General features: G+C 69.0%; 13 protein-coding genes. 9 read left to right on the top strand and 4 right to left on the bottom strand.

Features of this window, described 5'->3' with window-relative positions:
* Window position 1: 1 nt before the first annotated feature.
* The 5 genes from ACH4FH_RS28780 (at window position 2) to ACH4FH_RS28760 (ending at window position 5,221) form a co-directional block, all read left to right on the top strand.
* Complete coding sequence (locus ACH4FH_RS28780) at window positions 2-1,174, top strand: acyl-CoA dehydrogenase family protein (protein ID WP_398558848.1); 1,173 nt, start codon at window positions 2-4, stop codon at window positions 1,172-1,174.
* Between the two features lie 127 nt (window positions 1,175-1,301).
* Complete coding sequence (locus ACH4FH_RS28775; RefSeq protein ID WP_398558847.1) at window positions 1,302-2,168, top strand: 3-hydroxybutyryl-CoA dehydrogenase; 867 nt, start codon at window positions 1,302-1,304, stop codon at window positions 2,166-2,168.
* A gap of 102 nt (window positions 2,169-2,270) precedes the next feature.
* Complete coding sequence (locus ACH4FH_RS28770; RefSeq protein WP_398558846.1) at window positions 2,271-2,882, top strand: TetR/AcrR family transcriptional regulator; 612 nt, start codon at window positions 2,271-2,273, stop codon at window positions 2,880-2,882.
* A gap of 51 nt (window positions 2,883-2,933) precedes the next feature.
* The gene (locus ACH4FH_RS28765; RefSeq protein ID WP_398558845.1) at window positions 2,934-3,581 is read left to right on the top strand and encodes a TMEM175 family protein; all 648 of its coding nucleotides are present in this window, start codon (window positions 2,934-2,936) and stop codon (window positions 3,579-3,581) included.
* A gap of 185 nt (window positions 3,582-3,766) precedes the next feature.
* Window positions 3,767-5,221, top strand: coding sequence for a S41 family peptidase (locus ACH4FH_RS28760; RefSeq protein ID WP_398558844.1), 1,455 nt, complete (start codon window positions 3,767-3,769; stop codon window positions 5,219-5,221).
* Window positions 5,222-5,251: 30 nt separating this feature from the next.
* Here ACH4FH_RS28760 and ACH4FH_RS28755 read toward each other — a convergent pair whose 3' ends face one another.
* From ACH4FH_RS28755 to ACH4FH_RS28745, 3 genes are all read right to left on the bottom strand, one after another.
* Window positions 5,252-5,824, bottom strand: a complete 573-nt coding sequence (locus ACH4FH_RS28755; protein ID WP_398558843.1) for a hypothetical protein — start codon at window positions 5,822-5,824, stop codon at window positions 5,252-5,254.
* 166 nt (window positions 5,825-5,990) lie between these two features.
* Window positions 5,991-7,235, bottom strand: coding sequence for a cation:proton antiporter (locus ACH4FH_RS28750; RefSeq protein WP_398558842.1), 1,245 nt, complete (start codon window positions 7,233-7,235; stop codon window positions 5,991-5,993).
* 6 nt (window positions 7,236-7,241) lie between these two features.
* Entirely contained in the window at window positions 7,242-7,727 is a 486-nt protein-coding gene (locus tag ACH4FH_RS28745) for a cation:proton antiporter regulatory subunit (RefSeq protein ID WP_398558841.1), read from the bottom strand.
* Window positions 7,728-7,989: 262 nt separating this feature from the next.
* Between ACH4FH_RS28745 and ACH4FH_RS28740 the strand changes: the two genes are divergently transcribed.
* Together ACH4FH_RS28740 and ACH4FH_RS28735 are read left to right on the top strand one after the other, a co-directional pair.
* The gene (locus ACH4FH_RS28740; RefSeq protein ID WP_398558840.1) at window positions 7,990-8,943 is read left to right on the top strand and encodes a histidine kinase; all 954 of its coding nucleotides are present in this window, start codon (window positions 7,990-7,992) and stop codon (window positions 8,941-8,943) included.
* A complete protein-coding gene (locus ACH4FH_RS28735; RefSeq protein ID WP_398558839.1) occupies window positions 8,940-9,593 on the top strand; it encodes a response regulator in 654 nt (217 codons plus the stop codon). Before ACH4FH_RS28740 ends, ACH4FH_RS28735 begins: the two co-directional genes overlap by 4 nt.
* 36 nt (window positions 9,594-9,629) lie before the next feature.
* On the opposite strand, the gene ACH4FH_RS28730 is transcribed toward ACH4FH_RS28735, so the two are convergent.
* Window positions 9,630-11,036, bottom strand: a complete 1,407-nt coding sequence (locus ACH4FH_RS28730; RefSeq protein ID WP_398558838.1) for a WD40 repeat domain-containing protein — start codon at window positions 11,034-11,036, stop codon at window positions 9,630-9,632.
* A gap of 329 nt (window positions 11,037-11,365) precedes the next feature.
* On the opposite strand from ACH4FH_RS28730, the gene ACH4FH_RS28725 reads away from it, so the two are divergent.
* Window positions 11,366-11,974: a hypothetical protein gene (locus ACH4FH_RS28725; RefSeq protein ID WP_398558837.1), complete on the top strand. Its 609-nt coding sequence runs from the start codon at window positions 11,366-11,368 to the stop codon at window positions 11,972-11,974.
* Window positions 11,975-12,199: 225 nt separating this feature from the next.
* Window positions 12,200-13,087: a SigB/SigF/SigG family RNA polymerase sigma factor gene (locus tag ACH4FH_RS28720; RefSeq protein WP_398558836.1), complete on the top strand. Its 888-nt coding sequence runs from the start codon at window positions 12,200-12,202 to the stop codon at window positions 13,085-13,087.
* The last annotated feature ends 359 nt before the right edge of the window (window positions 13,088-13,446 follow it).

The following is a 13,446-nucleotide window of genomic DNA, read 5'->3' as shown; positions in this document are numbered from 1 at the left end:
CATGGACTTCCGTCTCACCCCCCGCCAGGCGGGCCTCAAGCGCACCGCGCGCGAGCTCACCGAAACCCTCACCGCGTACGAAGTCGACTGCGAGGAGAACAACGGCCTCCCGCCGCAGGCACACGCCGAGATCCGCGACGCCGTGCTCGCCAGCGGTCTGCAGGCCGTCAACATGCCGCAGGAGTGGGGCGGCGCAGGGCTCACCATCATGGAACAGGCCATCGTCCAGGAGGAGTTGGGACAGCTCACCGGCGCCCTGTGGGACACCGTGTGGCGCCCCGCCAACGCCCTGCGCTTCTGCACCCCCGCACAGCGCGAGCGCTACCTCGAACCCGTCATCCGCGGCGAGCGCCGCGACTGCTACGCGGTGACCGAGCCCGGCGCCGGCTCCGACCCGCAGAACCTGGCGACGACCGCGACCCGGACCGCCGACGGCTGGACGCTCAACGGCGAGAAGTGGTTCGTCACCGTCGGCGACCACGCCGACTTCATGATCGTCCTCGCCGCGGCCGGCCCGGACCGAGAGCCGACGCTCTTCCTCGTCGACAAGGACACGCCGGGCATCGAGATGACCCGGGTGCCGCGGTTCATGCACACCTTCGTCTACGAGCACCCCGAGTTCACCTTCACCGACGTCGCGGTGCCCGACGACGCGGTGCTGGGCGGGATCGGCAAGGGCTACGACATCACCCGGTCCTGGTTCACCGAGGAGCGGCTGATGATCGCGGCCCGCACGACGGGCGCCGCGGAGCGAGCCCTGCGGCTGGCCCGCGACTGGGCTGTGGAGCGCAGGCAGTTCGGCTCCCCGATCGCCGACTTCCAGCTGGTGCAGGGCATGCTGGCGGACTGCGCGGTCGACATCGCGGTCAACCGTGCCTACACCCACCAGGTCGCCTGGGAGGTGACCGAGGGCACCGTCGATCGCAAGACCCTGCACGCCAAGGCGGCCATCGCCAAGCTCGCGGCGAGCGAGGCGGCGGGCCGGGTCATCGACCGCTGTGTGCAGATCTTCGGCGGCCGGGGCTACGACCGCTCCTACCCCGTCGAGCGGCTCTACCGGGAGCTGCGGGTGGACCGGATCTGGGAGGGCACCTCCGAGATCCAGCGCCTGATCATCGCCGGCGAACTGGTCAAGCGGGGCACGGGCGTACTCCAGATGCCCACCGCCAGCTGACCCCCGCCCGGCGTGTCCCGGTCGTCGGACCGGGACACGCCGGACCCTCCCCGCAGCGCACCACCCGGCGTCACGGGGCGGCGGCCGAGACCCCTCGGCCGCCCGGCACACCGATCAAGGAGGACCGATGCCCACCAGCGCAGTCGAACGGATCGGGGTCGTGGGCTGCGGCCTGATGGGCTCCGGGATCGCCGAGGTGTGCGCCCGGGCGGGCCGGGACGTGATCGTCGTCGAGACCGGCCGGGCCGCAGCGGACGCCGGGCTGCGCCGGCTCACCGGCTCCCTCGACCGCGCCACGGCCGCCGACAAGCTCTCCGCCCCCGACCGCGACGCCGCGCTCGCCAGAATCACCGTCACCACGGACCTTGAGGCGCTTGCCGACCGCGATCTGGTCATCGAGGCCGTCGCGGAGGACGAGGCGGCGAAGACGGCTGTGTTCGAACGACTGGATGCGACGGTACGGCGCCCGGACGCGATCCTGGCGACCAACACCTCGTCCCTGCCGGTCATCCGGCTCGCCGCCGCCACCGCACGCCCCCAGCAGGTCATCGGCCTGCACTTCTTCAACCCCGTGCCGGTGCTGCCGCTCGTCGAGCTGGTGCCCTCCCTGCTGACCGGTGAGGACACCACCCGCAGGGCCCGGTCCTTCGCCGCCGACGTGCTCGGCAAGGAGGTCGTACAGGCCGCGGACCGCGCCGGGTTCATCGTCAACGCCCTGCTCGTCCCGTATCTGTTGGACGCGGTGCGGATGGCCGAGTCCGGTGTGGCCTCGGCGGCCGACATCGACCGGGGCATGCGCCTGGGCTGCGCACACCCGCTGGGGCCGCTCGCTCTGGCCGACCTGATCGGTCTCGACACCACACAGGCCATCGCCGAGTCGCTTTACGAGGAGTTCCGCGAGCCGCGCTACGCGCCGCCGCCGCTGCTGGGCCGGATGGTCGACGCGGGCCTGCTCGGCCGCAAGTCCGGCCGCGGCTTCCACACCTATCGCTGACCGGCCCTGCGGCGGGGGGCCGCGGAAGGTGATGCGGGAAGATGGAACGAGACGGGCCGGGCGGCCCGCAGGACCTGTACCGAATATCCGGGGAGCATTCACGTGACCAAGGACGAACGCACTCTCGAAACGCGGGAGCGGATTCTCTCCGCCGCGTGCGAAGTGATCGCCGAGGTCGGCTTCGAAAAGATCCGGATGCGCATGGTCGCCGAGCGCGCCAAGGTCTCGACGGCCCTGCTGCACTACCACTTCGAAAACCGTGAGCGGCTCTTCGCCGAGGCGATGACCCACTCCTTCGGACAGACCGGCACGGAACTCGAACGGGACGCCGACACGGTGCCCGCCGCGGTGGTCCTGGCCCGCATTCTGCACAACATGCTGCCCACGGACGCCGAGCTCCGGCAGGACTGGCGGCTGTGGCAGGAGCTGTGGGTCAGGGCGCTGCGGGACGAGACGGCCCAGCACCTCGCCGTCGACCTCTACGACCAGCTGCACGCCTGGATCGGTCAGGCGCTGCGCAGAGGCATCGACGCCGGCGAGTTCGCCGACTGTGACGTGGAGGCGACCAGCACGCTGCTGCTCGCGCTGAGCGACGGCTTCGGCATCCGCCTGATGCTGGGCGACCCGCGCATCGACCTGCCGACCGCCCAAGCAGCGATCTGGCGCGCCGTGGCGGGGACACTGGGCGTGCCCGAGGCCTTCCCCGAGATCTGACGGCAGAGGTCAATCGGAACTTTTCGGGGCATCTGGCCCTAGGGTGTCGCCGTGAACGGCCACCAGCGAGTGCGGGACGACGAGGGCAGCGGGAGCCGGCTCCTCGCGCTGTCCGACGGAGTGTTCGCCATCGCGATGACGCTGCTGGCGCTGGACATCACGCTGCCTTCCGGCCTGGGCACTGCCGGATTCGAGCAGGCACTGGCGGACGTGATGCCCAACCTCTGGGCGTACGGCCTCAGCTTCGTGGTCATCTCGGCGTTCTGGCGGGGCCACCACCAGATCTTCCGGTACGCACGGGAGGTGGACGGGGCCGTCATCAGGATCGGGCTGCTGAACCTGGGCCTGATCGCCCTGATGCCGTTTCCCACCACCCTTTTGGCCGAGTACGGGGACCAGCCGGCGTCGGTGGCCGTCTACTCCGGCGCCGTCGCGGCCATGGGAGCCGCGCAGCTCGCCTTGACGGTCGTGGTGTGGAAGCGCCCGTGGCTGGGCAGCGAGGCGCTGCCCGATCCCGTCGCACGCAACGATGTGGCCGACATGGCATGGACGGTGCTGGTCTTCGTCGTCGCCGTACCGCTCGCCTTCGTCTCCCCGACGGGCGCGAAGCTGTGGTGGGTGGTGCTGATCCCGCTCAAGGCGATGACGGGACTGCGCGGCAAGCGCCTGCGCATGGCCGCCCAGCGGTCCGACGTATAGCGACGCGGCAGCGGATCCTCCGTCAGATCCCCCTGGGGCGCCCCTGCCCGGAGCGGGTGTGACCGGCGCTCCGGGCTTCGGCCGGGGGTTTTCCCTACTGCCGGACTGATGCTTCTCGGATGCCGTTCGGCTGTCCGCTTGATCATGCTGGAGCTTCACAGGAACGAAGGAGAGGGAGCACCGGCATGCGGACCACTCGAAGCGGGCCCGACGGGCGCGACAAGCACGCGGGCCGATGGTTCTCGACCCGCTCGGCGGCATCGGCGGGGCGGCTCGCGCTCGTCGCGTCACTGGCGCTGGCGTCGCTATCCGCCTTACCCGCGCCTGCCGAAGCCGCTCTGCCGACGACCGGAGTCTGGCGCACCGACGGCTACGGGACGGTCCTGGTCCTCGACGAGGACGGTATGCAGGAGTACCAGACCACGTCCGTCAGCTGCCTCAAGGGGCTGACGGCTCATCGCTCGGACACCGCGGGCGGCTCGGGGGTGCGCTACGTCGACGTCGACGGCGACGGCTTCACCGTGCGGGCGAGCGGGCACCGAGGGCGGGCGTCCGGGCACTGGGACGGCTCTCCCGGCGTGCGTCATCTGCAGCGCATCGACCGGCTGCCGCCGCGGTGCCAGGATCCGGACCCGCCCCGGGGACGCGTCGCCGCATTCGATGTCTTCTGGCAGACCCTGGAGGAGAATTACCCGTTCTTCGCCGCCAAGGGCATCAACTGGCGTGCCATGCATGACCGTTACCGTCCGACCGTGCACGAGGGCATGTCCGACGCCGACTTCTTCGACACCCTGCGCACCATGGTCGCCCCGCTCGCCGACGCCCATGTCACCCTCGACTCCGACGCGGGCCGGTTCGCCCGTATCCGGCCGGGCACCGTCCTTCCCTCACCGGATCTGGACGCGCGGGTGCGCGCGCACGTCGAGCGCCACGATCTGGGAGGCCGGAAGCTCACCCCCCATGCCAATGGCCGTATCGGGTACGCCGACCTGCCCGGCGACCTCGGCTACCTACGACTGTCGGGCTTCAGCGGCTTCTCCGGAGAGAACAGCTTCACCGCCAACAGTGCCGCGTTCGACAAGGCTCTGGGCGCGGTCTTCACCAAAGAACGCACCACCCGGCTGCGGGGCCTCGTCATCGATGTACGCATCAACGGAGGGGGATCCGACGAACTGGGGCTGCGCCTGGCCGGGCGACTCACGGACCGCGGCTACACCGCCTACGCCAAGCGGACCCGCAACGACCCCCGTGACGCGGCCCGCTTCACGCGCCCGCAGCCGCAGCGGGTGCGGCCCGCCGAGGCGCCCCGCTTCACCGGCCCGGTCACCGTGCTGACCGGCGGGTCGACCATGAGCGCGGGGGAAAGCTTCGTCCAGGCGCTCATCAATCGTCCCGCCAAGACCGTGCGCATCGGACAGTCGACGCAAGGGGTGTTCTCCGATGTGTTGGAGCGGGTGATGCCCAACGGCTGGGAATTCGGTCTTCCCAACGAGGAGTTCGTGACCCGGTCGGGCTCCACCTTCGACGGCTCCGGTATCCCGCCCCACGTGAAGGAACCGGTCTTTACGAAGGAGGAGTTCGCCCGGGGCCGTGACTCGGCGTTCCGGCGGGCGCTCGCGGTGCTGACGGAAAGCGGCTGAATTCCCGTACCAGGCCGATCAGTTGCTGATTCAGCCGTCGCAGCCGTCGATGTCGTCGTCGCATCCGTCCACGTTGTCCTCTGCGACGGTGTTCAGGCGCCACTTGAAGAGTCCGGTGCCGTCCTTGACCGGGTCGACATGGGCAATGAAGGTGTCGCCCGGTGGGATGTTGAACTGATCCGCTTCGGCGTCGCCGCAGCCGATGGCATAGGCCTGCTCATCGCTGCCGCGCGAGAGTGTGAGGGTGAGTTCGTCGACGCCTCGTGTATTGCAGGTGATGTCGAGGCGATACCACCGTTTGCCCGGCGCCTGAAATTTCTTGTGTGTTCCGCCGGTGATGTATGCGGTTCCGGAGTCAATGAGTTCGGGGTGGCTGCCGTCGCCTTCGTACGCGTCCAAGGCCCGGTCAGCACGTTGCATCGCGTCGTCCGGCTCCCATGCTCGGCCCGTGTCCGGTGGTGATGCCGACTGTTCCTGACGCGTCTTGGAGGGCCGGACCGAAGAGGCACCCTGGTCCGGAGTCCCGTGTTCTGCGTCGTCGGCGCAGCCGGTGAGGAGCAGCAGAGCGATCGCGCTGAGCGGGAGTAAGTGGTGCAGACGCATGTGGCCCCCGGAGTGTGGGTGTTGCCGATGGCCGGGCCCATGGTGCAGGGCCCCGCCATCGGCGCGAAGTGGTGAATGGCTAGCCAGTGGTCAAGCGGCGCAGCCCGCCGGGGCCACATTCAGTATCGCAAGCCCTTTCGCCTCGTTGGCGCCACGGGAGCGGGGCTCATGTGCGGCCGGCCGGGTCGTGGTCCGGGATCGCCTCCGGCGAATGCGCCGGACGAGCCACGGCGTCCGAGCCGCTCCCCTTCGGGCTGCGGCGCCTGCTGATCCAGGCGGCCACGGGTTCGGTGTAGCGAGCGGTGAGCGGCCCGATCACGACCAGGATGAGGACGTACGCGGTGGCCAGCGGGCCCAGCGCCGGTTCGATGCCCGCGGTGACGGCAAGGCCGGCGATGACGATGGAGAACTCGCCGCGGGCGACGAGGGTGCCGCCGGCGCGCCAGCGGCCCTTGATGCCGACGCCGGCGCGCTTCGCGGCGAAGTAGCCGGTGGCGATCTTCGTGCACGTGGTGACGACGGCGAGAGCCAGAGCCGGCAGCAGCACGGGCGGGATGCTCGCGGGATCGGTGTGCAGGCCGAAGAAGACGAAGAACACCGCCGCGAACAGGTCCCGCAGCGGGCTGAGCAGCGTGTGGGTGCCCTCGGCGACCTCGCCGGACAGGGCGATACCGACCAGGAACGCGCCGACGGCGGCCGACACCTGGAGTTGCTGGGCGATCCCGGCGACCAGCAGGGTCAGGCCGAGGACAACGAGAAGCAGCTTCTCGGGGTCGTTGCTGGAGACGAAGCGCGAGATCAGCCGGCCGTATCGGACCGCGACGAACAGCACCGCACCGGCGACGCCCAGGGCGATGGCCAGCGTCGCACTGCCGGCGGCCAGGCTCACTCCGGCCAGCAGGGCGGTGATGATGGGCAAGTAGACGGCCATGGCCAGGTCCTCGAGGACCAGGATGCTGAGGATCACCGGGGTCTCGCGATTACCGAGCCGGCCCAGGTCGCCCATCACCTTGGCGATGACCCCGGAGGACGAAATCCAGGTCACTCCGGCGAGCACGACCGCGGCGACCGGGCCCCAGCCCATCAGCAGCGCGGCGACGGCGCCGGGTACGGCGTTCAGAGCGAAGTCGACCAGACCCGCCGGGTACTGCGTCTTCAGGTTGGAGACCAGGTCGCTGGCGGTGTACTCCAGCCCGAGCATCAGCAACAGGAGGATGACACCGATCTCCGCGCCGATCGCGACGAACTCTTCGCTCGCGCCGAGCGGCAGCAGGCCGCCGGTTCCAAACGCGAGTCCGGCCAGCAGGTACAGGGGTATGGGGGAGAACTTGAGTCTGCCCGCGACGCGCCCGAGGAGGCCCAGGCCGAGGATGATCGCTCCGAATTCAATGAGGAAGACGGCGGAGTGCACCGGCGATCACTTCCGTCCCAGTATCGCGGCGGCCGCGTCGACGCCCTCGCGGGTGCCGATCACGATGAGGGTGTCCCCACCGGCGAGTCGAAAGTCCGGAGCCGGGGACGGCCGGGCCTCCGCCCGTCGCAGCACCGCGACCACCGACACACCGGTCTCGGTACGCATCCGGGTCTCGCCCAGCACCCGGCCGTTCCAGTACGAGTGCGCGGACAGTTCGATCCGCTCGGCCACCAGGCCCAGATCGGTGGTGTGGAGCAGGCTCGGGCTGTGGTGGGCAGGCATCAGCGCGTCGATCAACGATGCCGTCTCGGCACCCGTAAGGTGCAGGGACTGTGCGCAGGCATCGGGATCGTCGGCCCGGTAGACGTTCACCGTCCGGGTTCCGTCCCGGTGGGCGATCACCGACAGGTGCCGGTGTTGGCGGGTGCTGAGGTCGTACTGGACCCCGATGCCGGGCAGTGGTGTCGTACGCATCCGTGGAGCAGGCACAACCCATCCCCCTCTGTTCGATGTTTGCGATAGCGGCTACGGCACGCGGCGGGATCGGGCAGGTGATCCGGCGCGGCAAGGGCTCATGTTGCCAGGTGCGAACGGGGCCGGGATATGGGTGTCGCCACGGATGGACAAGCGGTGCCGCAACCGGCAAAGCTGAGGCGGGGCAGTAGACCAACCGCAGGTCAGACCCCAGATGACGTCGGACGCAAGGCGGCGACGGTGCAAGTGGGAACCAACCGGGGAAAGGCACGGGACCATGTCGCTGTACTGGCGGATCTTCCTCCTCAACGCAGCCGTCCTCGTCGTCGCGGTCCTGCTCCTCCTCGGCCCCGTCACCGTCTCCACCCCCGTGCTGTTCGGTGAGGCCCTGGTTCTGATCGCCGGGCTGGTGGCGATGCTGTTCGCCAACGCCGTCCTGGTGCGGATCGGGCTCGCCCCGCTGCAACGCCTGGCCCGGGCCATGGCCACGGCAGACCTCCTCCAGCCCGGCCACCGCACCACGGTCACCGGGCCCGGCGAGATCGCCGAACTGACGAAGGCGTTCAACGCGATGCTCGGACGTCTCGAAGCCGAACGGGCCGCCAGCTCCGGCCGCGTCCTGTCCGCGCAGGAAGCCGAGCGCCGGCGCATCGCCCAGGAACTCCACGACGAAGTCGGCCAGACCCTCACCGCCGTCCTCCTCCAGCTCAAACACGCAGCCGACCGCGTCCCCGCCCCGGTACGCGAGGATCTCCACCAGGCCCAGGAGACCACCCGTGCGAGCCTGGACGAGATCCGCCGCATCGCCCGCCGCCTGCGCCCCGGTGTGCTGGAAGAACTCGGCCTCCACAGCGCACTGCGGTCCCTGGCTTCGGAGTTCACTACGCCGTCCCTGACCGTGCGCCCCGTCATCACCCCCGGTCTGCCCGCCCTGGACCACGCCACCGAGCTCGTCCTCTACCGCATCGCGCAGGAAGGGCTCACCAACACCGCGCGCCACTCGGCAGCCGACGAGGCCGAACTCCACCTGTACGCCCTGTCGAGCGGTGGCGTGGGACTGCTGGTCCGCGACAACGGCCGAGGAATCGGATCGGCACCGGAAGGAGCCGGCATCCGCGGCATGCGCGAACGCGCCCTGCTCATCGGCGCCGAACTCATCGTCGACGCAGGAAAAAAGGGCGGAACCGAAGTCCGTTTGAACGTCACCGACCCCAAGGACAGCGTCAGATGACCAAGCCGGCCCGCATCCTGCTCGCTGACGACCACGCCCTCGTCCGCCGCGGCGTGCGCCTCATCCTCGACGCCGAGCCGGACCTGACCGTGGTCGCCGAGGCCGCTGACGGCGCCGAGGCCGTCGCCCACGCCCGTGACCTGGACATCGACCTGGCCATCCTCGACATCGCCATGCCCCGCCGAACCGGCCTCCAGGCCGTCCGCGAGATTGCCCGCCTCCGCCCCGAGCTGCGCACCCTGATGCTGACGATGTACGACAACGAGCAGTACTTCTTCGAAGCCCTCAAGGCCGGGGCCTCCGGATACGTCCTGAAGTCCGTCGCCGACCGCGACCTCGTCGAAGCCTGCCGTGCCGCCCTACGCGACGAGCCCTTCATCTACCCCGGCGTCGAAACCACCCTCATCCGCAATTACCTCGACCACGCCCGCAGCGGCGACCCCCTGCCCGCTCGCCCGATCACCGAACGCGAAGAAGAGATCCTCAAACTCGTCGCCGAAGGCCACACTTCCAAGGAGATCGGCGACCTCCTGGTCATCAGCGTCAAGACCGTCGAACGCCACCGTGCCAACCTGCTCCAGAAACTCGGGCTTCGCGACCGCCTCGAACTCACCCGCTACGCCATCCGCGTCGGCCTCATCGAGCCGTAACGAACGACGTCACGCCCTCGCATCCGCGTCGCCCCCTCAGTGACTCTCGCCCGGCCCCATGCGGAAGACCGCGATTTCCGTCGTGCCATGGCGGAACCGGCCGTCTCCCATGGGCTCCAGGGCGACCGCGAGCCAGCGACCGTCGTTCGGTGACCAGGCGAGTTCGTTGATGTACGTCCGGAACTGGTGGCCCAGGATGATCTTCTTGTCGGCCATCCGCCAGATGCACAACTCGTGCGGCCGGTCCTTGCCGAACTCCAGATAGCTCAGCTTCCGGCTGAAGCTGCCGATCGCCAGGTAACTCCCGTCCGGGTTGGAGGCGAGTTCGAACAACCGCTCCGATGCGTCCATGACCTTGTCGACCACCTCGCCCTTCACCGGGTCGACCACGTACAGGTTCTCCTGCGCACCGAGGAACAGTCGCGAGGAGTCGCCGGCGAAGGCGCGGCACTGGATCGGGTCCCAGCGACCGGCGTGGGACAGCTGCCGGCAGGGCGCCCCCTGCTCCCCGTGCAGGTCGAAACCGCCCTCGCCCGCGGCGTTCGGGCTGATCCGGTGGGCGCCGTCGACCGAGCGCAGGTGCCCGCGCTGGAAGGGCACCTCCACCGTCGTGCCCTGGTCCACGTCATAGGCCCACTGCGATTCCCGCTCGGGCTTGCCCCTGCTGCTGTAGCGCTTCACCACGAGGACGTGCCCGCCGGGCACCCACATCATCAGCGGCAAGATCCAGTCACCGGCGTGGGTGTGCACGGTCTCGCTCCAGTCCGCGGTGTCGTACACCCACACCCGACCCTGGTCGCTGCACACAGCCAGGTACTTACCGTCGTCCGAGAACTCCATATGCTCGACGCAGTCGTGCTCGACGCTGCCCGTCGTCGTCTCGAACGGCCGTAGGTTGACCTTCGGTTGGGCCAGGGCGGGTATGTGCGGCGCGTCCTCGGCCGTCCAGCTGTCGCCGTTCAGGGGGAAGGCGGCCGAGCCCCATGCCTGCCCCGTGCTCAGGTGCTCCAGCCACTTGCGGTCCGTGACCCGTATCTCGTACTCGCCCTGGATCAGCAGATCCTCGTCCTGCCAGGTGCCGCCGCGTTCGTAGTAGAAGTCGTGAAGGACTTCCCACTGTTCCTCGGTGGGCGGGTCGTTGAGCGTGTTGGTGCGCCGGACCTCTGAGATGAAGCGGCGTGCGTTGGTGTCGACCCATTCGAAGTCCAGGATGTCGTTCGTGCTCAACACCCTGCCCAGGGGCCCCTGGCGTTCGTCGTCGCCGCTCAGATACCCTGCCGCGCTCTCCCAGAGGAAGTGCAGGAAGACGCCCGGCTCCTCACCCGGCAGGGGGATGTGCGTGCGCGACCCGGTGTCGTAGTAGACGACGAGCACCTGGAATCTCACACGGAGCCGGTCCGGATCGACTTCCAGAACCCGCACGCCGTACATGTCGGTCGACATCGTCGTCCCCCTCAAGAAGTGACTCGCAGAGGCAACCGGCAAAGGCCGGCCGCCCGCTTCCTCTCAGACACGAACGATCCTTGCAGAGGGGTCTGACAATTCTCGTCATCCCTCGTGCCACTCACGGGCTTTGACCACCGAAGTGGTCCAACTGACGTTCCCCTGAGCCCAGTTAGATCGTCTAGGACGCGTTTTCGCCCGTGCGGACCGCGTCGCCACCCGCCTGCCCCGGTTGCTGCTCAAGGTCTGCCTTCCCGTGCGGGTTGGAGGGGTGGATGATGCGTGGGGGCGGCCTTCTTGCTGCCCAGCAGGACAGTTGAGGGGGATGTGTGCCGGGCAGTTCCGAAAGGACCGACGCCCGGTCCGGCGATGCCGGACCGGGCTCCAACATGCGCGCCGTCATCGGGTGCTGCCTCCCCGTACTGGCCGTGCTTCTCGGGATCGGGAGTCTCCTGGTGCACTACGCGATCACGACACCCACCTCGCCCTACCAGGTGGCGTTCTCGGCACCCGGAACGGCATGCAACAGGGGCGACTCCGACAATTCGGATGGGTCGGACGAAGAGGGTGACTCGGACCTCATCCTCGACCAGAAGACAGGCGAAGTGCTCTATTGCACGGTTCTGCCTCCGATCGGCGCCCGCCAGAGCCCCCGCGCCCGCGGGGCATTCTCCGCCGCCGAGGTCGGCCGGGTCACGCAACTGTCGCAGATGCGTGCTGCCGACGGCCGCCTGAGCAACGCGGACCGACACGCTGTGGAACGGCTGGTCGCAAACATCGGCAGGCAACACGGCTACGACAAGACGTCACCGACGCTGATGGAGCGGCTGACCTGGACGGTCGGCCTCTACAGCCTCATCGCCGGGCTGGCCGCGCTCATCGGCCTCGGACTCTGGGGGTACTACACGGACGCCCAAGCCGGCCCACCGGCGCACTGAGCTGCCCGCCGCGACCGGATGTCAGGTGCTTGCGGCACGGTCCCGAGGTGGCTCGTCCTGGGCGGCTACGCCGTGATCGACAGGCTGCCGAAAGGCCGCTCCCCACCCGGCGGGCCGCCGCTATGTTGCCTCACGGAAATAGTTTCCTCATGGAAGAGGTTTCGTAGGTGAACCTTGGGTAGGCGGCGGTGTGACGGACTGACGAGGAAACAGAGAGGAGCAGTCATGGCGACGGCAGCGACGCAGGTGGACACATCGGTGACCCGCCCGGATGCGGGCACGGTGTCTGATTCTGCTCAGTCTTCTTTGCCCCTGGTGGAGGACGCGCAGCGCGTGGCCCCGTTGGATGCGCGCCGCTTGTCGAAGCTGTTCTTCGAGCGGTTGTCGGTCCTGGAGGAAGGCACCGCGGAGTACCAGTACGCGCGCAACACGCTCATCGAGATGAACCTGTCGCTGGTGCGCTATGTCGCGCGCCGCTTCCGCAGCCGCGGGCAGGAGATGGAAGACGTCGTGCAGGTCGGCACGATCGGTCTGATCAAGGCCATCGACCGCTTCGATGTGTCGCTGGAGAACGAGTTCACCACCTTCTCGATCCCTTACATCACTGGTGAGATCAAGCGGTTCTTCCGCGACACGACCTGGTCCGTGCACGTCCCGCGGCGTCTGCAGGAGCTGCGCGTGGATCTCGCACGCGCCCGCGAGGAGCTGGAGGGGCGCGGAATTCCTGAGCCGTCCGTCGCCGACTATGCGGCCCACCTGGAGTTGTCGGAGGAGGAGGTCATCGAGGGGCTGGTGGCCTGCAACGGCTATGACGCCGACTCCATCGACCGGCCCATCGAAGCAGGTGGCGGGGGCAAGCAGCAGACCGGGTTCGTCGCCGATCTGGTCGGCAACGAGGATCCGGCGCTCGCCCTGGCCGAGGACATTCAGGCCCTCAAGCCGCACCTGGCCCAGCTGGATGAGCGTGAGCGCACCCTCATCCAGCTCCGCTTCGGCGCGGAAATGACGCAGTCCGAGATCGGCGCGGAACTGGGTATGTCCCAGATGCACGTCTCCCGGCTCCTCACCCGCACGTACGCCACCCTCCGGGAAGCGCTCCTCGCCACGTCCTGAGTCGACTCCGAGCCGCCCGGGACCGGTCGCCGGAACAGGCGCCACCCTGGACGGGTACTTCATCGGGGCCCTGGTGCGTGTTCGGCACCAGGGCCCCGATGCTTGCGCAGACATGCGGAGGCGGGGCTCGTGCGCCCGCGGCGCGTCAGGCGCACGTCACTGCGTCGCGTGTACTCTCATCCTCCGGCCGGCGGCCAAGTCGAAGCGGCCCAGGGGGTTACGCGTACGCCTCGCTGTCCTTGGGCTTCTGCTCCCCTTGCCTGTAGGTGGGGCAGCTCGGGTTCTGGCAGGCGCCCGGCCTCCACAAAGGAACGAAGATTCCCATCGCCTTGTATCGCCTGAGCTCTGCGGTCACGGGG

Source organism: Streptomyces sp. NPDC017993 (assembly GCF_044328065.1).
Lineage (GTDB): Bacteria > Actinomycetota > Actinomycetes > Streptomycetales > Streptomycetaceae > Streptomyces.
The sequence above is the reverse complement of the archived record's forward strand: the minus strand, read 5'-3'. Positions and strand labels throughout refer to the sequence as shown.

What these genes read in the sequence shown, in the direction of transcription:
- ACH4FH_RS28755 (WP_398558843.1), bottom strand. Translation starts at nt 5,824, where the DNA reads ATGCGTCTGCACCACTTACTCCCGCTCAGCGCGATCGCTCTGCTGCTC.
- ACH4FH_RS28730 (WP_398558838.1), bottom strand. Translation starts at nt 11,036, where the DNA reads ATGTCGACCGACATGTACGGCGTGCGGGTTCTGGAAGTCGATCCGGAC.
- ACH4FH_RS28740 (WP_398558840.1), top strand. Translation starts at nt 7,990, where the DNA reads ATGTCGCTGTACTGGCGGATCTTCCTCCTCAACGCAGCCGTCCTCGTC.
- ACH4FH_RS28780 (WP_398558848.1), top strand. Translation starts at nt 2, where the DNA reads ATGGACTTCCGTCTCACCCCCCGCCAGGCGGGCCTCAAGCGCACCGCG.
- ACH4FH_RS28735 (WP_398558839.1), top strand. Translation starts at nt 8,940, where the DNA reads ATGACCAAGCCGGCCCGCATCCTGCTCGCTGACGACCACGCCCTCGTC.
- ACH4FH_RS28760 (WP_398558844.1), top strand. Translation starts at nt 3,767, where the DNA reads ATGCGGACCACTCGAAGCGGGCCCGACGGGCGCGACAAGCACGCGGGC.
- ACH4FH_RS28775 (WP_398558847.1), top strand. Translation starts at nt 1,302, where the DNA reads ATGCCCACCAGCGCAGTCGAACGGATCGGGGTCGTGGGCTGCGGCCTG.
- ACH4FH_RS28720 (WP_398558836.1), top strand. Translation starts at nt 12,200, where the DNA reads ATGGCGACGGCAGCGACGCAGGTGGACACATCGGTGACCCGCCCGGAT.